23 protein-coding genes are annotated in these 20,169 nt (G+C 68.2%); 11 read left to right on the top strand and 12 right to left on the bottom strand.

All coding sequences use genetic code 11. The annotated features are described in order from the left end of the window. Positions 1-37: 37 nt before the first annotated feature. From U5771_RS20910 to U5771_RS20900, 3 genes are all read right to left on the bottom strand, one after another. On the bottom strand, positions 38-2,488 hold the full coding sequence (locus U5771_RS20910; RefSeq protein ID WP_322025736.1) for a phosphocholine-specific phospholipase C: 2,451 nt from the start codon (positions 2,486-2,488) through the stop codon (positions 38-40). Between the two features lie 104 nt (positions 2,489-2,592). Continuing rightward, entirely contained in the window at positions 2,593-2,730 is a 138-nt protein-coding gene (locus U5771_RS20905) for a hypothetical protein (protein WP_322025735.1), read from the bottom strand. Positions 2,731-2,897: 167 nt separating this feature from the next. Next, positions 2,898-3,128 carry a hypothetical protein gene (locus tag U5771_RS20900; protein WP_322025798.1) on the bottom strand — a complete coding sequence of 77 codons (231 nt, stop codon included), beginning with the start codon at positions 3,126-3,128 and terminating at the stop codon, positions 2,898-2,900. Here U5771_RS20900 and U5771_RS20895 point away from each other — a divergent pair. The 3 genes from U5771_RS20895 (at position 3,102) to U5771_RS20885 (ending at position 4,418) form a co-directional block, all read left to right on the top strand. After that, positions 3,102-3,359: a hypothetical protein gene (locus U5771_RS20895; RefSeq protein ID WP_415859422.1), complete on the top strand. Its 258-nt coding sequence runs from the start codon at positions 3,102-3,104 to the stop codon at positions 3,357-3,359. The genes U5771_RS20900 and U5771_RS20895 overlap by 27 nt on opposite strands. Before the next feature lie 143 nt (positions 3,360-3,502). Then, positions 3,503-3,994, top strand: coding sequence for a molybdopterin-dependent oxidoreductase (locus tag U5771_RS20890; RefSeq protein WP_322025734.1), 492 nt, complete (start codon positions 3,503-3,505; stop codon positions 3,992-3,994). Between the two features lie 100 nt (positions 3,995-4,094). After that, entirely contained in the window at positions 4,095-4,418 is a 324-nt protein-coding gene (locus U5771_RS20885; RefSeq protein WP_415859421.1) for a winged helix-turn-helix domain-containing protein, read from the top strand. Between the two features lie 31 nt (positions 4,419-4,449). On the opposite strand, the gene U5771_RS20880 is transcribed toward U5771_RS20885, so the two are convergent. Further along, on the bottom strand, positions 4,450-5,793 hold the full coding sequence (locus U5771_RS20880) for a DUF2325 domain-containing protein (RefSeq protein ID WP_322025732.1): 1,344 nt from the start codon (positions 5,791-5,793) through the stop codon (positions 4,450-4,452). A gap of 110 nt (positions 5,794-5,903) precedes the next feature. Then, complete coding sequence (locus U5771_RS20875; RefSeq protein ID WP_322025731.1) at positions 5,904-6,401, bottom strand: hypothetical protein; 498 nt, start codon at positions 6,399-6,401, stop codon at positions 5,904-5,906. Between the two features lie 49 nt (positions 6,402-6,450). On the opposite strand from U5771_RS20875, the gene U5771_RS20870 reads away from it, so the two are divergent. Together U5771_RS20870 and U5771_RS20865 are read left to right on the top strand one after the other, a co-directional pair. Beyond that, the gene (locus U5771_RS20870; RefSeq protein ID WP_322025730.1) at positions 6,451-6,783 is read left to right on the top strand and encodes a hypothetical protein; all 333 of its coding nucleotides are present in this window, start codon (positions 6,451-6,453) and stop codon (positions 6,781-6,783) included. A gap of 147 nt (positions 6,784-6,930) precedes the next feature. Then, positions 6,931-7,335, top strand: a complete 405-nt coding sequence (locus U5771_RS20865; protein ID WP_322025729.1) for a nuclear transport factor 2 family protein — start codon at positions 6,931-6,933, stop codon at positions 7,333-7,335. 126 nt (positions 7,336-7,461) lie between these two features. Here the strand turns inward: U5771_RS20865 and U5771_RS20860 are convergent, their stop codons facing one another. From U5771_RS20860 to U5771_RS20850, 3 genes are all read right to left on the bottom strand, one after another. Next, positions 7,462-8,943 (bottom strand): aldehyde dehydrogenase family protein, encoded by a 1,482-nt coding sequence (locus U5771_RS20860; RefSeq protein ID WP_322025728.1) that lies wholly within the window; start codon positions 8,941-8,943, stop codon positions 7,462-7,464. A gap of 22 nt (positions 8,944-8,965) precedes the next feature. Then, positions 8,966-9,916, bottom strand: coding sequence for an agmatinase (gene speB / locus U5771_RS20855; protein WP_322025727.1), 951 nt, complete (start codon positions 9,914-9,916; stop codon positions 8,966-8,968). 165 nt (positions 9,917-10,081) lie between these two features. Continuing rightward, on the bottom strand, positions 10,082-10,972 hold the full coding sequence (locus tag U5771_RS20850; protein WP_322025726.1) for a helix-turn-helix transcriptional regulator: 891 nt from the start codon (positions 10,970-10,972) through the stop codon (positions 10,082-10,084). A 199-nt stretch (positions 10,973-11,171) separates the two neighbouring features. Here U5771_RS20850 and U5771_RS20845 point away from each other — a divergent pair, with 199 nt between their 5' ends. The 3 genes from U5771_RS20845 (at position 11,172) to U5771_RS20835 (ending at position 14,289) form a co-directional block, all read left to right on the top strand. Continuing rightward, positions 11,172-11,516 (top strand): cupin domain-containing protein, encoded by a 345-nt coding sequence (locus U5771_RS20845; RefSeq protein WP_322025725.1) that lies wholly within the window; start codon positions 11,172-11,174, stop codon positions 11,514-11,516. 258 nt (positions 11,517-11,774) lie between these two features. Further along, on the top strand, positions 11,775-13,235 hold the full coding sequence (locus U5771_RS20840) for an FAD-dependent oxidoreductase (protein WP_322025724.1): 1,461 nt from the start codon (positions 11,775-11,777) through the stop codon (positions 13,233-13,235). A 133-nt stretch (positions 13,236-13,368) separates the two neighbouring features. Next, positions 13,369-14,289 (top strand): LysR family transcriptional regulator, encoded by a 921-nt coding sequence (locus U5771_RS20835; protein ID WP_322025723.1) that lies wholly within the window; start codon positions 13,369-13,371, stop codon positions 14,287-14,289. Positions 14,290-14,310: 21 nt separating this feature from the next. Here U5771_RS20835 and U5771_RS20830 read toward each other — a convergent pair whose 3' ends face one another. The 4 genes from U5771_RS20830 to U5771_RS20815 form a co-directional block, all read right to left on the bottom strand. Beyond that, entirely contained in the window at positions 14,311-15,708 is a 1,398-nt protein-coding gene (locus U5771_RS20830) for an MFS transporter (protein ID WP_322025722.1), read from the bottom strand. 197 nt (positions 15,709-15,905) lie between these two features. Further along, positions 15,906-16,766, bottom strand: a complete 861-nt coding sequence (locus U5771_RS20825; RefSeq protein ID WP_322025721.1) for an XAC2610-related protein — start codon at positions 16,764-16,766, stop codon at positions 15,906-15,908. A gap of 49 nt (positions 16,767-16,815) precedes the next feature. Next, positions 16,816-17,184: a hypothetical protein gene (locus tag U5771_RS20820; RefSeq protein ID WP_322025720.1), complete on the bottom strand. Its 369-nt coding sequence runs from the start codon at positions 17,182-17,184 to the stop codon at positions 16,816-16,818. A 21-nt stretch (positions 17,185-17,205) separates the two neighbouring features. Next, entirely contained in the window at positions 17,206-17,562 is a 357-nt protein-coding gene (locus U5771_RS20815) for a helix-turn-helix domain-containing protein (RefSeq protein ID WP_322025719.1), read from the bottom strand. A gap of 136 nt (positions 17,563-17,698) precedes the next feature. Between U5771_RS20815 and gstA the strand changes: the two genes are divergently transcribed. From gstA to U5771_RS20800, 3 genes are all read left to right on the top strand, one after another. Beyond that, entirely contained in the window at positions 17,699-18,331 is a 633-nt protein-coding gene (gene gstA, locus U5771_RS20810) for a glutathione transferase GstA (protein ID WP_322025718.1), read from the top strand. A 73-nt stretch (positions 18,332-18,404) separates the two neighbouring features. Continuing rightward, on the top strand, positions 18,405-18,785 hold the full coding sequence (locus U5771_RS20805; protein ID WP_322025717.1) for a hypothetical protein: 381 nt from the start codon (positions 18,405-18,407) through the stop codon (positions 18,783-18,785). Positions 18,786-18,876: 91 nt separating this feature from the next. After that, positions 18,877-20,169: a TolC family protein gene (locus U5771_RS20800; protein ID WP_322025716.1), complete on the top strand. Its 1,293-nt coding sequence runs from the start codon at positions 18,877-18,879 to the stop codon at positions 20,167-20,169.

Here is a 20,169-nt window from a genome sequence, read left to right as displayed (position 1 = left end):
GCGACGCGCGCCGTCAACGCGCGTCGCCCGCCGCTCGTCAGATGCTGATCGCGACCGGGCCTGCCAACGGCGTATAGCCGTCGTCGAACAGGAACCACGCATCGTACTGGCCCGACGCCAGCGCGCTGTTCGCCGTCGACGAGAACAGCAGCGAACCCGTGCTCTTCGGCAGATACGCCCACGACTTGTAGCCGCCCCTGGTCGGCTGCGCGCCGCGTGCGTAGATGCCGACCCAGTTCTTCGGGCTGTGGCGCCACGGCGGCACGACGTAGTCGAACCGCAGCGTGCCGTACGACGATCCCTGCGACGACAGCGCGGGCACGAACTTCCCGTTCGTATTGCCGATCGCCGAATCGGTCAGCAGCGTGCCCGCTTGCGCCTGCACGCAGCCGGCCACGCGGCGCAGGAAGTCCGGATCGTCCGCGACGCGAATGCTCGCGTCATACCAGCCGGCGTCGCCGTACCACGTGACGGCCTGCGTCGCGCCGGCCGGCACGGTCGCCGACTGACGCGCATTCATCCCGTACGCGTTGTCGACGAGCTGGAACGTCGTCGCGCTCGACCCCGCGGTGTTGTCGAGCGTGATCTGCACGTTGCCGTTCCGCACGTCGTAGCAGAGGCTCACTTCCGCCGACGATCCCGTATTCCCCGACGCACCGATGTTGCCGCGGAACGTGTGCAGGAATCCGTTCGGTCCGTAGACCGAATAGTCGTAGCCGCCGTTCGAATTCAGCGCGAGCGAATCGGACAGGTTCGTGCATGCGTTCGCGCCGGCGCCGATCGTGTATTGCCGCGGGATCGTGCCGGTGCCGTCGACCCACGCCTGCAGATGCACGCCGGCCGTGCCGGTGTTGGTCATCGTCAGCGCGAGCGTCTTGCCGGCGCGGTTGACCTTGCCTTGCACGAAGAACTCGTACGGCAGCCGGCATGCGGCATTGCGGCCGGTCGCCTGCGCCGGCACCGCGGTGGTGGTGGCCGGCGGGATGATGACCGTCCAGCCGTTCGGATCCATGTTGCTGGCCGGGCTGGGGATCGCCGGGACCGTCTGGTCGGGATTCGTGAAGTCGAACGCCGACGTGAGATCGCCGCACACGGTGCGCCGCCACGGCGTGATGTTGGTTTCCTGCAGCCCGAAGCGCGCTTCCAGGAAGCGGCTCACCGACGTGTGGTCGAACACCTGCGAATTGACCTTGCCGCCTTTCGACCACGGCGAGATCACGAACATCGGCACGCGCGGGCCGAGGCCGATCGGCACGTCGCCGCTGGCCGAGCCGTCGGACGCCGCGCCGCTGCCGCCGACGAATTCGGCCGCGGTCGAGACCGTCGACTGGCCGGTGCCCGCGTATGCGCTGGACGGCACGGCCGGCGGCACGTGGTCGAACAGGCCGTCGTTCTCGTCGTACATCACGAGCAGCACCGTGCTGGCCCAGACCTTCGGGTTCGACGTCAGCACGTTGAGGACGTTGCTCACGTACCATTCGCCACCGCTCGCGGCCCACGACGGGTGCTCGCAATACGCGTAGGGCGCGGCGATCCACGATACCTGCGGCAGCGTGTCGTTCGCGACGTCGGCCTGCAACTGGCTGAAGAGGCGCGTGTCGTATTCGGTGCCGCCGCCGGTCGGGTCGATCTGCGTGCCGTTGAGCGCCGGCGCGAGCGGATCATTCGCGCCGAGGTTCTGATACTGCTTGAAGTTGAGGATGACGTTGTCGCCGTAGTTGCCGTTCCACCAGAGATCCTTGCTGGAGCCGTTGTATTCGCCGTAGCCGTGGCCGGCGTCGAGCCCGTTGCCCTTGTCCTGGTAGAACTTCCACGTGACGCCGGCCGCGTTCAGCCGTTCCGGCATCGTGGTCCAGCCGGTGCCGGTCATCGTGTTCGTCGTATACGGCGCGTAGCCGGGCACGTTGCCGCAGCAGCCGGTCCACAGATACAGGCGGTTCGGGTCGGTCGGCCCGAGCATCGAGCAGTGGTAGCTGTCGCACACGGTGAAGGCGCTCGCCAGCGCGTGATAGAACGGGATGTCGTTCTGCGTGAAGTAGTACATCGTGCCGCTGGTCTTCGCGCCGGCCCAGTTGTCGTAGCGGCCGTTGTTCCAGGCGCTGTGCGTGCCGCTCCAGCTGTGGTCGAGGTCGCCGTAATAGGTGTCGCCGTTCGCGACGCCGGCCGGCGGCGACGGGTTGAACGGGAACACGTAGGACAGCAGCCACGGCTGGCGCCAGACCGGATACCCGCTCGAGATCACGACCGGGCGCGGATCGCCGAAGCCGCGCGCGCTGCGCAGCGTGCCGAGGTAATGGTCGAACGACCGGTTTTCCTGCATCAGGATCACGACGTGCTTCACGTCCTGAATCGTGCCGGTGACGGTGGCCGCCGGAATCGACTGCGCGCGCAGGATGCTTTCGGGCAGCATGCCGGTGACGGCCGTGGCGCCCGCGAGCTTCAGCGCATCGGCCAGGAACCGACGTCGTGTCGTGGAATTGTTTTGCATGATCGCTCTCTGTCATGAGTGGCCGGCCGGACTGGCCGGACGCCGCCGCGCTTGACGCGCCGCGCGTTGCAGCGGTCGTCGCGCCGGACGTGGGCATGTGCCCGTCAGTGGCAAGCCGTGGCGCAGTGCAGGACCGGCGTGGAAGCCGGGCCCGATGCCGATGCGCGGTTCGCGGCGAGGTTGCCGGCCGCGCCGGAATCGCCATCGCCGCAACCGGCCAGCGTGCAGAGGAGTGCGATCATGAAAGCGCCGCGCCAGTGCGGAAAGCGGCTTTCCGGACGGGCGGGCGGAGCAGGGTTGTCCCGACCCGGTTCGAGTCGGATTCCTGAGTGATTGCGATGCGTCGTGCGTGTTCCTGATTTCATTGCCCCTCCTGACATGAAATGAACAGCGGAGAATATCGCCCGAATCAGAACAACTTCATGACAGGCCATCCGCGCGTGCCGGCCGCGTAGCGGCCGTAGTGCTCGTCGATCAGCGCGGTGTGCGCGTCGTCTTCCAGCGCGCCGACCCGGGTGATGAAGCGGACCCAGGCCTGATCGCCGTCGAGCGGCAGCCGCGCGGCCGCGACGGCACGATCGCCGAGATCTTCCGCTATCGCGCCGATCTCGCGTTGCTGTCGCCGGTCGGCGTCGATCACGTGCGCGGCGCGACGCACTACGACCGGATGGAAACGGAAGTCGCGCGCGCGATGGTGACCAACGCGGCGGATGTCGCGATCCTGGCCGACTTCAGCAAGCTCGGCACCCACAGCCGGATCGGCTTTTGCGAACCCGCGCGGATCGGCACGCTCGTGACGGACCAGAAGGCGGAGTCGGTCGACAGCGACAAGCGCATCAGGAAGGTCATCCGGAACATCGTGCCGGCCTGACGCAGGCCGGCGCGCGGGGGCCGAGCCGCCGCCGTGATCCGGTACATGCGGTCTGCATGCTGTCTCGCGGCCATTTCCCGGCGTAATATATCGACCGATACAACGAAGGCGCGCCGACAGGCGGGCCGGCACGGAGGCGGGCGATGGAGATGGCAGGCACGGCGGCGCCTTCGGCGCATCAGGCGGCAGCGGGTTCGATCGCGCTGGCCGGCGCATTCGAGCGGCCGATGACGGTGACGCTCGACGACTTGCGCCGCCACGCGTGCGTGAGCGCCGCGCCGTTCGACCTGCGCTGCTTCACGACGAACCGCTTCATCCGGTCGGTTCAGCCGTATCGCGGCGCACGGCTGAACGACCTCATCAACGAGGCCGGGCTGCGCAACGAGATGCCGGGCGACTTCAAGCGCATGGTGTTCATCGCGTATGCGCACGACGGCTACGCGGTCACGTTCTCGTGGCACGAACTGTTCAACACGCCCGTCGGCGAGCACGTGATCGTCGCGTACGCATGCGGCGACGCGCCGCTGTCGATCGACGATGGCGCGCCGCTGCTGTTCTCCGGCGCGGACGTGCTGCCCGCGCCGCGTCACGTGAAGCGGCTGGCGGGGATCGTCGCGCGCGTGCTGGCGGTTTGAGCGGGCGCCGCGGCATCCATCGTGTATGCTTGCCCGCAACGTTCAACCGGCGGAAAACATGAAGACTTCGGCACACCCCAAGCCAGAGGTGCGGTTCAGAATGCGCATCCAGCAGGGCGACACGATCGCGCTCGGGCCGGGCAAGGTCGCGCTGCTCGAAGCCGTGCGCGAGCACGGGTCGATTTCGGCGGCGGCGCGCAGCCTGGAGATGTCGTACCGGCGCGCGTGGCTGCTGATGGACGAGTTGAACCGGTCGCTGAAGTCGCCTGCGACGATTTCCGAACACGGCGGCCAGAGCGGCGGCGGCAGCGTGCTCACGCCGGTCGGCGAGGAAATCATCCGGCTCTATCGCGAGATCGAGGCACGCGCTTACGCGGCCTGCGCGGGCGAAATCGCCGCGCTGACCAGGATGGTGCGCCGCTGAGGTTTGCGTTGTCGGGCGTTGCCGGCGCGGCCTAACCGTGCCGCAGGCAGAAGCGCGACGCTTCGCCCGCCTGCGCATCCGGCGGCATCACTTCGCGCGCATGCGCATCGAGCCGCCCGATCAGTTCGACGAAGCTGGCGACGCTCGCGGTTCGCAGCGGGTAGTACGCGATCTGGTGGCGTTCGCACATGCGCTTGAGCAGGTTCACCGAATCGTGGTCGACGCAGTCGACCGGGAACACCACCAGGTTCGCGCCCGGCAGCGCGGCGGCCAGCAGGCCCTTGCGATCCTCGATGCCGCCGTCGTGCAGCGTCAGTTCACCCCCTGCCGTCTCGACGATCCGCCGGATCGCGCGGTTCGACCCGGGACGGCCGCCGACGTAGACCACGCGCTTGCGCTGCAGCATCGACAGCGACTCCGCCACGGGCGCGGCCGGATCGTCGGTCGATGCCTGCACCGCCTGTTCGATCGCGCTAGCCTCGGCGCGCAGCGTCTTGACCATCGTCATCAGGTCGTCGAGCCGCGCGCGCATCGCGCGGGCGCTCGCCTGTTCCGCGGCGATCCGCTGTTCCGCCGCCTCGCGGCGGCTCGTGTGCAGCGCAACGCGTTCGTCGCGCGCGGCCAGCGCCTCGCGCAGTTCAAGCACTTCGTCGCGCAACGCGCTTTCGGCGCTGATCGGCGGCGCGTTCCGGCGTGAATCGCGCGCATCCCGTTCCTTCAGCGCGGCATCGCGCGCCACGCTCATCTCGTGCAGCCGTGCCTGCTGTCGCTCGATCTTCGCGTGCAGCGCCGCATTCTCTTCCTCGAGCGCGACCAGCCGGCGGATATCCGCGCGATTGGCCGCGCCGACCAGGTGCGACAGCATGTGCAGGTCGCCGAACGCCGCCTGGCGCACGGCCATCGTCGTGCGCGGATGCGTCATCAGCGCCCAGTACGCGGGCGGGATGTCGCCGCTTTTCAGTGCGTCCTGCCACAGCGCGAGGAGCGTGTCGGCGTCCTTCGCCTTGTCGAATGCACGTACCGCACCCGCATAGCGTTCGTCGAGCGCCTTGTGCAGCGCCTTGCCGCCGGCCGCGCCTTCGATCGCGAGCTCGACGGCCGCGTGGTGGATTTCCAGGTCGGTCGCGCGCTGGCGGTCGAGATCGGTGAATTTCGGCACGAGCTTGCGCAACGCGTGCGTGGTCAGGCAGGTGCCGATGATCGAACAGTGCAGGTTCGAATCGAGCTCGGACAGGCGCGCGCGGCGCTTCAGCTCGGCCTGCTGCGCACGGGATGGCGCGCAGCAGGCGTCGGTCCGCCCGGCGCCGGCGGGCGACGGGCCGCCGGACGACGGCAGGCCCGCCGTGCGGGCCAGGCGAAAGGGCGGAGCGTGCATGTGGACCTCGATCCGGGCCCGACGGGCCGGAGACGGATGCGCGAAAGATGGACCGCAATATACCATGGAATATAACGGTCGGAATGCCGGGGCAACGCCCGGTTCGCGGCTCAGCAGAGGGCGGCGGATTCCGGGTTCGAAGCGGGCGTGTGACGTTCGATCACGTGTTCGACGCACAGCCCGACCAGCAGCACGTCGACGCGCTCCAGCGCGGCCACCGCGTCGCGCATCGCGGCCGGGTCGTTGCTGAATGCGTCGGAGAACACGTCGTCGCGCGTGCGTTCGAGGCCGCGCGCCAGCCCGATCGCGCGGTCGAGGTCGGACCGGCGCGTGAAGCGGGCGGCGTGCGCGTCGCGTTCGAGCGTCGCCAGCAGGTCGCGCAGGCTCAGCGCGGACAGCGTGTCGTCCGGCGCGGCGGAGAACACCCGGATGAAGCGCATGACGCTGCCGCGCAGGCGCCGGAACGCATCGACGACGTCCGTGACCTGCTGCGCGCGATCGTCGCTCGGCAGCGGCCGCAGCGCGCTGATCTTGCGCGTCAGGGTTGGCGCTGACGTGTGGGCGCTTGCGGTGCGCAGCGGGGCGCGGTCCGTCGGCGGGCGGGGCATGGCGTGTCTCCGGTGGCCCAGATAGCGATATATTCTATGGGATATATCGATGGTGCAGCGAACAGGCTTCGTGGATCTCGATTTACTCGCTCGCACACCACGCGGCTACCGCGATGTCGCGCTGATCCGGGCGGAGCTGCGCCGCGCGGGTTTCGCCGACGTCGACATCGCGACGCACGAGAAGCTGAGTCGCGCGGCGTCGGCGCGCGATGTCGCCACCGCGTATTGCCTGGGAACGCCGCTGCACGACGAAATCGTCGCGCGCGATGCCGGCTTGCTTCAGCTCGCCACGGATCGAGCAACCGAGGCCATTGCCGGACGCCATGGCGACGGGCCGGTGGCCGGCAAGATTCAGGCGCACGTCATCGTGGCGGCAGGCTAGCGGCGCCCCGATTGCTCAGATCAAATCCTCGCCACCCGATTGCTCGCGAACCCTAAGTGTGCCGCTCCACCGTTCGACTATGCTGAATTGTCTGCGGCCCGAACTTCGCGCCGCGACCCGGCGAACCGGCGATGACGGGAGGGCGCGATGAGCGAGCAAAGCAACGTGCAACTGGTGCAGCAGGCGTACGCGGCGTTCGGCAGGGCCGATATCGACGGCATTCTGCAGACGCTGTCCGACAGCGTCGACTGGTTCATCCCGGGGCCCGCGGACCTCGTTCCGTTCGTCGGCAGACGACAGGGGCCGCAGGAGGTCGCGGCGTTCTTCGCGGCGCTTGCGGCGACGCAGACCGCGGAACGGTTCGAGCCGCTCGAGTTCATCGCCAGCGGCAACCGGGTCGTCGTGCTCGGCACGCAGCGCTGGCGTGTCCACGCGACCGGGCGCACTTACGAGGACGACTGGGTGCACCTGATCACGATCGAAAACGGGAAGATCGCGGCGTTCGTCGAGTATCACGATACCGAGGCCGAAGCCGCTGCACATCGAGGGTGACGGTGCCGAAGACGTGCCGGGCTGCCGTGCCCTACGGTTTCGGCATCCGGCGTGGTTGGCACGGGCCGCGGTGCCGCACCGCTCCACCCGGCACGGCACCGCCAACGGCCTGAACGGCCGCCCAGGTCAATCGATCGCGCGCATTGCGTGGCGCAGTTCCTGGTAGCTGCGCAGGCCCGTCACGCCGAGTTCGCGGCCGATCCCGCTGAGCCCGAAGCCGCCCCAGCACACCTGCGGGTAGATCAGCTGCGGTGCGTTGATCCACACGAGCCCGGCGCGCACGCGTGCCTGGAACTGCTTCGCGATTTCCGCGTCGCGTGTCACGACGGTCGCGACGAGCCCGTAGCGCGTGTCGTTCGCGAGCGCGATCGCCTCGTCGTCGGTGCGGAACGACTTCACGCACGCGACCGGGCCGAACACCTCGTCGGTCCACAGCAGGTTGTCGGCAGCCGGTTCCGCGACCACGACCGGCGCCATGAAGAAACCGTTGCCGCCGGCCTCGGCGACGCGCCCGCTGAACGCGACGCGTGCGCCCGCCGCGATGCCTTGCTCGAGCATCGCCTCGACGCGCGTGCGCTGCGCGGCCGAGATCATCGGCCCCATCGCGACCTCTCCGGTGCCAGGCGGCGCGACGACGAGCGCGCGCACGGCCGTCTCGAACGCGGCCATGAAGCTGCGATAGAGGCTGTCGTGCACGAGGATGCGTGCGGTGGCCGAGCACATCTGGCCCGCGTTCGTGAACGCGCCGGCGACGGCGAGCGACACCGCGACGTCGAGATCGGCATCGTCGCGCACGATCAGCGACGACTTGCCGCCGAGTTCGAGCGTCACGCGCTTCATGTCCTCGGCCGCGGCCTGCATGACCTTGCGGCCGGCGGCCGTGCTGCCGGTAAACGAGATCTTGTCGATCAGCGGATGCGCGGTCAGCGCCGCGCCGACCTCGGCGCCGCCGTTCACGACGTTGACGACGCCGTCCGGCACGCCGGCTTCGGCGATCAGGTCGAGCAGCGCGTGTTCGGTCGGCGACGTCAGTTCGGACGGCTTCATCACGACCGTGCAGCCGGCCGCGAGCGCGGGTGCGAGCTTCCACGCGGTCGTGACCATCGGGAAGTTCCACGGCATGATCAGCGCGGCGACGCCGACCGCGTCGTGGAAGCGCTCGGCCGCGACGGCGTCGCTCGGCAGCGCGACCGGCTCGGCCGCGAACAGCGCCGGGTTCTCGCACAGCTGCGCGTAGTACGCGAACGTCGCGGCGACGTCGCCGACGTCGGCGTCGGCCTCGAACGGCGGCTTGCCGCTCACCTGCATCTGCAGCGCCGCGAGGCGCTCGCGGCCGGCTTCGACGCGCTCGGCGATCTTCGCGAGCAGGCGGCCGCGCTCGGCGGGCGGCGTGTCGCGCCAGCCGGCGAACGCGTCGTGCGCGGCGCGGACCGCGGCGTCGACGTGCGCGGTCGTCGCGAATTCCTGCCAGCCGATCGCCTCGCCGGTCGAGGCATTGAAGATCGGCGCGCCGGCTTCATCGGAATGCGTGTGCACGGACCGGTCGGCGATGCGGGCGGCAGGCAGCACGATGGTCGCGACGGAAGGGGAAAGCTCAGCGGTGGACATGACGGTTTTCCTGTCGATCGGATTAGCGGTAGGCGACGCCCGGCATCACGCAGAGCATCTCGTACGCGAGGTTCGCGCCGACGAGCGCGGTGGTGCCGGTCGGGTCGTACGGCGGCGACACTTCGACGAGATCCGCGCCGACGATGTTCAGCCCCTTCATCCCGCGGATGATCTCGAGACCCTGCTGCACCGACAGGCCGCCGATTTCCGGCGTGCCGGTGCCGGGCGCGAACGACGGATCGAGACCGTCGATGTCGAAGCTGAGATACACCGGCGTGTCGCCGATGCGTTCGCGCACCTGCGCCATCAGCGGCGCGAGCGACTGGTTCCAGCATGCTTCCGCCTGCACGACCGTGAAGCCCTGCTGGCGGCACCAGTCGAAATCGTCCGCGTGGTAGCCGGTGCCGCGCAGGCCGATCTGCGTGACCTTGTCGCATTGCAGCAGGCCGTCTTCCACCGCGCGGCGGAACGGCGTGCCGTGCGCGATCTTCTCGCCGAACATCGTGTCGTTCACGTCCGCGTGCGCGTCGACGTGCACCACGGCGACCTTGCCGTACTTCTTGTGCAGCGCGCGCAGGATCGGCCACGCGATCGTGTGGTCGCCGCCGAGCGTGATCGGCCGGCAGCCGTTCGCGACGATCTCGTCATACGCGTCCTCGATGCGGCGCACCGAATCCTTCAGGTCGTAAGGATTGGTCGCGACGTCGCCGATGTCGGCAACCTGCAGCGAATCGAACGGCGCGGCGCGCGTGGCCATGTTGTACGGGCGCAGCAGCACGGATTCGGTGCGGATCTGGCGCGGGCCGAAGCGCGAACCCGAGCGGTTCGACGTGCCGAGGTCGAGCGGCACGCCGACGAAGCACACGTCGAGGCCGTCGGTCGTGTCGGCCTGCGGCAGGCGCATCATCGTGGCGATGCCGCCAAAGCGCGGCATCTCGTTGCCGCCCATTGGTTGGTTCAGTTCGCGGTGCATGGGGCCGTCTCCTCTTTCTGGTGAAAAACGATCGGCCGATGGTAGAGGAGAACGCGGGCGCGAAGATTTTGAAGTCGCAACGTTTACATCGACGGGTCTCGATGCGAGTGGCGCCGCCGCATCGACGCGGCGCAACCGTCGGCGGGCGGTCGGCGACCGGCCGGATCAGCCCGCGATCGCGGGCGGGGTGGCGGTTTCGTCGTCGTGCGCCGCGGCGGCAGGAAACGCCGGCGCGGCCGAGCCCCATGCGGCGAGCTCGCGCTTCGTGCGCACGCCGAGCTTCGCGAATGCGCGCTTCACGTACGACTCGGCCGACGCGACGCGCACGCCCAGGATGTCGGCGGTTTCCGGCACGGTCTTGCCGGAGATCAGGTGCTTGCAGGTTTCGTACTCGCGCTTCGACAGCTTCACGCCGTCGGCCGCGACCCGCGCATCGAACTGCGCGAGCGGATGCACTTCGGGCATTGGATGCGCGACGCGTCGCGCGGCGGTGGTCGACGCGTGCAGCTCGAGCAGCGGGAACAGCACGTCGCTGATGCTGCGAAAGCGGTTCATCTCGGCGAGCGTGAACGGCGGGCGGTCGCGGCCGCGCTCCAGCGCGATCGAATGCTGCGCATAGCGGGTGCCGCGCGCGAGCACGCATTCGTGGCCGATATGCACGTCGTCGAACAGCCGCTGGCGGAATTCGCCGGGCGGGATCGCCGCGATGTCGCGCACCACCAGCATCGTGCCCGTCTTGCCGCGCAGCCCCGCGAACAGCGGGTCGCTGTCGAGAAAGCGCTCGTAGTAGAGCGTCATCACGTCGGAGATTTCGGCGGTCCCGGTGCCGATGCCGCTGCTGCCGATCCATTCGCATCGGTAGCCGGTGGGCATCGTGCCGTCGACGCGCGAGCGTTCGACGTGCGCGACGTCGAGCGGCACCACGTCGTTCAGCAGTTGCGTGAGGCGCGGCACGAAGTGCGGCGTGCCGACCGTCTCGATCAGCTCGCCCAGCGCCTTGAACGACACGTTGAAGCGCTCGGAGTCGCGGTGGAAGGGGTTCACGTTGAGCAGCATGCGGTTCCCCCGGGTGAAAAGCGCCGCGATTCTAGCGGTTGCGGCCTGAAACGTCATTAGGGGGAAATACCGGCAGGTGTCCTGCCGACCGGTTTGCCCCGGAAAACGCAGCTTGTCCCCCCCGAAGGGGGGCATACCGGGGCAGTGTAAATGAGTAACTTTGTCTCTGCTTTTTTCAATCGAGAGACGAAAGATTCAGATGACCAAACTGATCAAGGACATCCTGCCGCTGGGCGCAGGCATGGGCGAATTCACGAAGCTCGACTTCGGGATGGACGAAAGCGACTGGCGCGCGGCCGAAGGCAAGAGCGGCAGCTACCTCATCGGCTGGTGGGAAGGCAAGGCGGGCTCGGTGGAGTTCCCGGAAACCGCGGCGGACGAAGCGGTGTGGCTCGTCGAGGGCCGGATCGCGCTGACCGACGTGGAAGGCAACCGCAAGGAATTCACGCCGGGCCAGGGCTACCTGTTGCCGGCCGGTTTCGCGGGCCGCTGGGAGACGATCGAGGACGCGAAGAAGTTCTACGTGCTGCTCGAGAAGTCGTGAGGTAAGCAGCCGCCGCCGTGGCGTCGTCGTCAGGTTGACGCGCGCCCGGCAGCGGCTGCGTTCTGGATCGACCGCAAGCGACGTTCGTCGCGTTTCCGCCGACGGGACGCATCGCTCCTTGCGGTGCAGGCGCCGATCGTCGCTATCGGCGAAATCGGCGAAATCGGCGAAATCGGCACGCCGCGCGAGCACGATCAGCACGATAGGCACGATAGGCACGATAGGCGCGGGCCGCGATCACGTGGGATGGTTGGGATCATGGAAATGGAAGTCAACGACGCAACACAAGCCGCACCGCCACACGCGCACGCCGCGCGTCGCGCACCGGTCGCATTGAGCGCCGCCGAGGCGCTCGCGAATACGAAGCTGTTCCCGTACTGGCTCGACAACCCGGCCGCACCGGCCACCGAGCCGGAACTCGTCGGCGACGTGACGGCCGACCTGCTGATCGTCGGCGGCGGCTTCACCGGGCTGTGGGCGGCCGTGCAGGCGAAGGAACAGATGCCGCACCTGAACGTGGTGCTGATCGAGGCCGGCAAGGTCGCGCACGGCGCATCGGGCCGCGCGGGCGGGATCATCTCGACGTCGGTGATGCACGGGCTGCCGAACGCGGTGCGCGTGTTCCCGAACGACATCGCGCAGCTCGAGGCATTCGGCCACCACAACCTCGACGGCTTCGAGGCAACGCTGAAGCGCTACGACATCGACGCCGACATCGAGTGGAACGGCGAAATGACGGTGGCGGTCGACCCGGAGCACATCGCGCACCTGAAGGGCGACTACGACCTGCATCGCGAATACGGGCACGACGTCGTGCTGCTCGATCGCGAGGAAACGCTCGAACAACTGAACTCGCCGCTGTTCGCGGGCGCGCTGTGGTCGCGCAACCGCAGCGGCATCGTGCATCCGGCGAAGCTCGCGTGGGGGCTCAAGCGCGCGGCGCTGTCGCTCGGCGTGAAGTTGTACGAGCACACGCCGCTCACGACCGTGACCGACGAAGGCGGCACGGTGTTCGTCAAGACCCCGAAGGGCAGTGTGCGCGCGCCGCGTGTGGTGTTCGGCAGCGGCACGGCAAAGGTCGGCATTCCCGACATCAACCGCCGCGTGATGCAGGTGCGTGACCACGTGCTCGCGACCGAGCCGCTCACGGACGAACAGCTCGCGCGGATCGGCTGGAAGAATCGCCAGGGCGTGTACGACACGCGTACGCAGCTCAACTATTTCCGGCTGACGAAGCACAACAACATCATCTTCGGCGGGCTGGTCAGCTATCACTTCGACGGCGACCCGGAACCGCATCAGGACGGCCAGCGCGAAACCTACTACCGGCTCGCGGAGGCGTTCTACCGCACGTTCCCGCAACTGAGCGACGTGCGCTTCTCGCACGCGTGGGGCGGCCCGATCGACTACTGCTCGCGCGGCTCGGTGTTCGCGAAGCGCTATCTCGGCGACAAGGCCGTGTTCGTCGCCGGCTACACGGGCTTCGGCGTCGCGGCGAGCCGGTTCGGCGCGTTCATGGGTCTGAACATCCTGTTCGATCGCGACAGCCCGGAGCGCAAGCTCGACATCGCGAACCAGAGCCCGAGCTACATCCCGCCCGAGCCGATGCGCTGGGTCGCGGCGAAGATCACGTTCCATGCGTTCGACGGCGCGGATGCCGAAGGCGGCTGGAAGCGCGCGTGGATCAACGGGCTCAAGTCGATGGGCTTCCCGATGTAGGCGACGGTCGTGCAGGAACGACGGGTATGGCGCGTGCCGTTGCCGATGACGGCGCGCGTCCGGTCAGGTCCATCGGCGAACCTGGCCGGCATCGTGCCGGCCCGACACGCGCGAACGCGCAGCGGCTTGAAGCATGTTCTCGAATACCACCGATCTCGATCTCCGGCTCATCCGGGTCTTTCTGGCCGTCGTCGATGCGCGCGGCATCACGGCCGCCGAGGCATCGCTCGGCGTGCGGCAGTCGACGATCAGCACGCAGCTTTCCGCGCTGGAAGCGCGGGTCGGCTTCAAGCTGTGCGACCGCGGTCGCGGCGGCTTTCGACTGACATCGAAGGGCGAACGCTTCGCGGCCACGGCGCGCACGCTGGTCGCGGCGACGTCCGAGTTCGTCGCGCGCGTGCGCGACATCGACCGCAAGCTGGTCGGCACGTTGTCGATCGGACTGATCGGGCAGGCGCCGCTCGTCGAGAATGCGCGCGTCGCCGACGCGATCGGCACATTCCGCAAGCGCGACCAGGCCGTCACGTTCTCGATGAAGGTCGCTTCGCCGCAGGAACTCGAGGAAGGCCTCGTCAACAACCAGCTCGATTTCGCGATCGGGTATTTCTGGCATCGCGTGCCGGGGCTCGACTACACGCCGTTGTTTACCGAGGAGCAGGTGATCTACTGCGGTCGCGGTCATCCGCTGTTCCATGCGTCGCAGCCGGTGTCGATGGACGACCTGCAGGCGCACGACTGGGTGTGGCGTACGTACCCGGTGCCGGAGGAGCAGTGTCCGCTGCCGGAGCGGCGCGTGACCGCGAGTGCGGACAGCATCGAGGCCGCGACGATCCTGATCCTGTCGGGCGGCCATCTCGGCTACCTGCCCGCGCATTACGCGGAGCCGTTCGAGCAGCGCGGGCTCGTGAAGGCCGTCGGTCGTGCGACGTTCGGCTTCGATGTGCCGCTGCATCTCGCGATGAAGCGCAATGCGAGCGGCAAACCGGTCGTCGATGCGTTCCGCGAGGACTTGCTGCGCGCGTTCAACATCAAGGCGGTCGCGCTGGCTGCGTAGCGGGTGCCGCCCGTGCGACGCTCAGGCGTCGATGCGCTCGACCTTGCCGACCAGCAGCCCGTACGACAGGCTGCCGGCGAGCGCCATCGCGGCGATGTAGGTGATCGCGCGCGAGAAGTCCGCGCCGTCGACGAGCAGCCCGATCACGATCGGCGTCGCGATCGCGGACAGGTTGCCGATCAGGTTGAACACGCCGCCCGTGAGGCCGAGCAGCCGCGCCGGCGCGAGCCCCGACACGAGCGACCACGTGATCGACGCGAAGCCGTTGCCGAAGAACGCGATCGTCATGAACGCGATCACCCAGCCCGTCGACGTGACGTAGTTCGCGCCGATGATGCAGGTCGAGATCAGCAGCCCCGAGATGATCGGCAGCTTGCGCGCGAAGCCCTGCGACGCGCCGCGCCGCATCAGCCAGTCCGACAGCACGCCCGAGCACAGCACGCCGACGAACGCGGCGAGAAACGGCAGCGACGCGAGGAAGCCCGACTTGATGAAGTCCATCCCGCGGTACTTGACGAGGTAGGTCGGGAACCACGTGAGGAAGAACCACAGCGTCGAGTTCAGCGCGAACTGGCCGAGGTAGATGCCCCACAGCTTGCGCCGGCCGAGCACGACACCGAGGTCGCGCCACGTCGACGGCGTGCGTTCGGTGCGCGCGGCGATGCGGTCCTCGAGATCGACGAGGCCGCCGCCGTCGCGGATCAACGCGATCTCGGCCGTGTTGACGCCGCGAAACGCGCGCGGCTCGCGATACACCGCGTACCAGATCGCGGCCCACACGATGCCGGCGAGCCCGGTCGCGACGAACACCATGTGCCAGCCGAGATGCACCTGCAGCCAGGCGAGCACGGGCGTGAGGAACGCGAGGCCGACGAACTGTCCCGACGTGTAGCCGCCGATCGCGCTGGCGCGTTCGCGGGTCGGGAACCACGTCGTGACCACGCGGTTGTTGATCGGATAGGCCGGCGCTTCGAGCGCGCCGACCGCGAGCCGCAGCACGATCAGCCCGACGAACGAGCCGGCAAAGCCGAGCAGCAGCGTCGCGGCCGACCACAGCGCGAGCGCACCCGCATACAGCACGCGCGGCGACACCTTGTCGACGAGCCAGCCGCCGGGGATCTGCATCAGCGCGTAGGTCCAGCCGAATGCGGAGAACACGAGGCCCGCGCGCACCGGGTCGATGTTCAGCGCCTTGAACAGCGCGGGCGCGGCGATCGACAGGTTGCTGCGGTCGAGATAGTTGATCACGACCGTGACGAACAGCAGCGCAAGGATGATCAGGCGCTTGCGGCTCGGTGGCGCGGTGAAGGCGGCCGTCGTGGCCGCGGACGCGGACAGGCGGGTGGCGGAATCGGGTGCGATGTCGGCGCGCGTGTGCTCCGACGGGTCGGCATGCGTGCGTGACGCGGAATGGGCCACGGTTGTCTCCTGTGTTCTGTGCCGGCCGGTGCCCGCATGGCGGGGCGGCCGTATCCAACGGCAATTGGGCGAACGTTAGGGCCGTGGCGCAAAGCGCGTCAACATTTGGACAGATATCCCTATTAATGGGACGTTGTGCGCTCAATATGTGGGAAGGCGCGGCGAAGGCAGGGTGAGCGCGGTCGCCGCGTCGTGATTCAACCGCCGGTCGCGTCCTTCGCACTGACCCAACCCTGCGCGCTGCCGCCGCGCGGATTGCGATACAGCACCTTCAGCCACTGGAAGTCGGCACTGGTGTCGATCAGCTCGAGCGTATCGCCCGCGACCACATAGCGGCGCGTCGGCGCATCGTTCATCGCGTCGTGCAGCGGCAGGCGCGCCGGGCGCACCTTGAACGTGACCTTGCCGCCGCCGTACGCGTCGGGGCGACGCGATACGCGCTTGCCGTGTTCGTCGTAGGTCAGCAGCATCGACGACGGGCCCGCGTCGCCGTCGAACAGGTCGCGCAGATCGTCGGGAATCGCTTCGCTGGATTGATACAGATACATCCTGCCGTTGCCGTCGAAGCGGTACGCGTCGGTGTACCAGATCGGCCCGCCGCGGCACGCGCTGTACAGCGTGCGCGCCTTCGGCTTCGCCTGGACGTTGATCAGGCCGTCGCAGTTGCCGTGCGGCGTGTCGGCCGCCGGCAGTTTCAGCGGCTCGAATCGTTGCCGCGCGGCATCGTACGGAAAGATGCCGTAGCTTTCGTTGACCATCCCGAGCATCGCGTAGGCGGCGAGATCGCGATGGCCGTCGAAGTTGTAGTCGTCCGACGCGAGCCGGTAATGGCCTTCCTCGTCGGACACACCGACGTCGAGCGTCTGCGTCTTGCCGCTCGGCAGGAAGCGGATCGTGATGCGCGTGCCGTCGCGGCGCTCGACGCGGGCGGTGACGTTGTCGTCGACCTTGAAGCTGAGCAGCGGTGTGACGGCGTGCGCGGCGGTCGCGGTCGCGCAGCAGGCGAGCAGCGATGCGCAGCGGCGGAGCAGCGTTTGGCGTCGCAACGAGCGTGTCATGGGCGAAGGGCGAAATCGTTTGATGTGAATGAGCGCGAAGCGGGCTGGTTTACGCGTTCGCGCTGTCGTCGCGATACCCGCTCTTGCCGTCGAAGATTTCCTTCAGCGCGGCACGCAGCACGACCGGATCGTGTTCGCCGGGCGCGAGATGGATCACGTAATGCGTATTGCCGTCGAGCCTCGCGGCGGTGCGTTCATCGAGTTCGACGTCGAGCGTGTTGCCGGTGAGGCGCACCGTCAGGTCCTTCACGTGCGCGGTGAGCTGGTCGAGCACCATCACCTCGATCGACGTTTCCTCCGGAAAGCGCAGCAGCGAGAAGCAATAGTTCTGCTCCGCGTCGTGGCAATAGATGTTCGCGCAGCTTTCATCGTCGTCGATATCGGATGTGGCCGCGCCGACGGTAGCGTGTAGTTCCATGATGTGTCTCTCGATGTGGGGTTATCGGGCCAGCGCGGTTTCCGCTTCGACCTCGCCATGCGCATCGCGCGCCTTCAGCCACAGCCCGAATTCGCGCATGACCTCGACGACGGGCCGCAGCCGGTCGCCGTCCGCGGTCAGATCGTACTCGACGCGCACCGGCACTTCCGGATACACGGTGCGCCGCACGAAGCCGGCGTCCTCGAGCGCGCGCAGATCGAGCGTCAGCATTCGCTGCGAGATGCCCGGCATGTCGCGGCGCAGGTCGCTGAAGCGCTTCGTGCCGTCGAGCAGATACGACACGAGCAGCAGCCGCCAGCGGCCGCCGAGCAGGCGCATCGCTTCTTCCACGGAACATCCTGTCGCACTCGTTTTCATGCTGCTGGCCCTTGGTCGGTAACGTTTTTGTGACTACGGCACAAACAACTGCCGTCTTCCCGGCATGGTGCCGATGCGAGATATTAGCGCCCGCGTCGCGGCGAATCGATACACGCACCTTCCACCAAGGAAACACATGAAGCTCTACCACGCTCCCGGCAGCTGTTCGCAGGCGATTCGCATCGTGCTGCACGAAGCGGATCTCGACGCGCGGATCGTCACGGTCGACGCGCGCAAGCATCGGATCGAGGACGGCCGCGGCTACTACGACGTCAACGAACTCGGCTACGTGCCGCTGCTCGAACTCGACGACGGCACGACGCTGCGCGAAGGGCCGGTGATCGCGCAGTATCTCGCGGACCGCCGCCCCGAAGCGGGGCTCGCGCCCGCGTACGGCACGCTTGCCCGCTATCGCCTGATGGAATGGCTGAACTTTCTCGGCACCGAGATCCACAAGGGCTTCATTCCGCTGCTGTACGCGGTGCAGGCGGGGAAATATGTCGACCCGGCGCGGCAGAAGCTCGACAGCCGCTTCGCGTGGATCGACCGGCAACTCGACGGCCGCAGTTACGTGACGGGCGACACGTTCACGATCGCCGACGCGTACCTGTTCGCGCTGACGGGGTGGGGCAAGGCCGACTGGATGCGCTCGGTGTATCACGCGGACATCGACCTGAGCCGGTACGCGCACCTGCGCGCGTGGTACGAACGGGTGCGGGCACGGCCGGCCGTGCAGCAGGTGCTGGCGGCGGACGGCCTGGCGCACTAGCTGTGACGCGTCGGAGGCGACGCCGCGCACGCCGCCGCGCCACACCGCAAACCGCCGCGCTATAATCGTCGCCATGAAACTGTTTCGGACCTTCATCCTGCTGCTGCTTTGCGCGGTGCTGCCCATCAGCGGGCTGGCAGCCAGCGGCCTGACCGGTGAATGTCCGATGCAGTACACGATGGCGATGGAAGCGGACACGGGCATGACCCTGTCCGCCGACATGAGCGACTGCGATTCGATGAAAGCGTCGCCCACCGATCACGCGAAAGCCAAAGCGAAGGGCGTGGCGTGCAAGGTGACCGCCCAGTGCCAGTTCGGCAGTCTCTATCACCCGGCTGCCCGCACCGACGTCAGCCGTCCCGCTGCATTCGCCAGCACGATCGTCTTCCACTACGTGCAGTCCGTCCCGATCCGCGACCCGAACGGGTTGTGGCGCCCGCCCCGCATCAGCTGATCCCGATTTGACCGGTTCACCGCCTCGGCGGTGAGGTTCGTCCTGTGCTCAGGACGTGGAATCCATTTGGGTTCCGACTTGGGGTTACACCATGTCATTCGATTTCTGCACGCCGCGAACGCGGCGTGCGTGTCGGCGCGCGCCCGTCCTGTGGGCCGCGCTGCTGGCGGCGGGCGCCGTCCATGCGCAGCAGTCGCCGGTCACGCTGGACGCCGCGCTGCAGTCCGCCACCGATCGTTCCGCGTCGATGCAGGCCGCACAGGCGTCGGTGCGCGCCCGCTCCGAAGCGGCCGTCAGGGCCGGCCAGCTGCCGGACCCGATGCTCAAGGCCGGCATCGACAACCTGCCGGTCAACGGCGGGCAGCGCTTCACCATCGGCCAGGACTTCATGACGGCGCGCCGCATCGGCATCGCGCAGGAATGGGTGTCCGCGGACAAGCGGCGGCTGCGTTCGGCGTTGGCCGACGAGCAGGTCGGCCGCGAACGCGCGGACTATCTCGTGCAGCTTGCCACGGTGCGCGAGCGGACCGCGACGGCCTGGCTCGACGCCGCCTATGCGAAGCAGGCGCTCGCGCTTCGCCGGGCGCTGCTCGATCACATGCAGCATGAACTCGATGCGACGCAGGCGTCGTATCGCGGCGCGAAGGCGAGCGCGGGCGAGGTCGTCCAGGCGCGCGCGATGCTGGCGCAAACCCAGGATCAGGTGCTCGACGCGCAGCAGGCGTATCGCACCGCACTCATCGCGCTCGGCCGCTGGACGGCCGCGCCCGTCACGGACGTGACGGGTACGCCGCCCGCACCCGAATCCTTCGTGTCGTCGTTGCCGCCGGACGAACTGCGCGTGTCGCAACCGTCGCTCGTCGCGGCCGCGGACGACATCGCGGTCGCCGAAGCCGACACCGCGGTGGCCGACAGCGAGCGCAGCCCGAACTGGACGTGGGAGATCGCGTACCAGCAGCGCGGCGGCGCGTATTCGAACATGGTGTCCGTCGGCGTCACGATCCCGTTGCCGCTGAACCGCAAGAACCGGCAGAACCGCGACGTCGCCGAAAAGGCCGCGCTCGCGACGAAGGCGCGCCTGATGTACGAGGACACGCTGCGCCAGGTGCAGGCCGATATCCGCACGCAATCCGAGACGCTGGCAAGCGGCCGCGAACGCATCGCGAACCTGCGCGCAGCGCTGTTGCCGGCCGCCGAGCAACGCGTGCAGCTCGCCGCGGCCGCCTACCGGGCCGGCACCGGTTCGCTCGCGGACACGTTTGCCGCCCGGCGCGCGCAACTGGACGCGCAGTTGCAGGTGCTCGATCTCGGGCGCGACGTGTCGCGGACCTGGGCGCAGCTCGAATATCAGGTCGTGCCGTCGACGATGGCCGCCGCGCAGTGA

This window comes from Burkholderia sp. BCC1977, assembly GCF_905339595.1.
Classification (GTDB): Bacteria; Pseudomonadota; Gammaproteobacteria; order Burkholderiales; family Burkholderiaceae; genus Burkholderia.
Note: the sequence above shows the minus strand (reverse complement) of the source record. Positions and strands in the feature narration are given on the sequence as shown.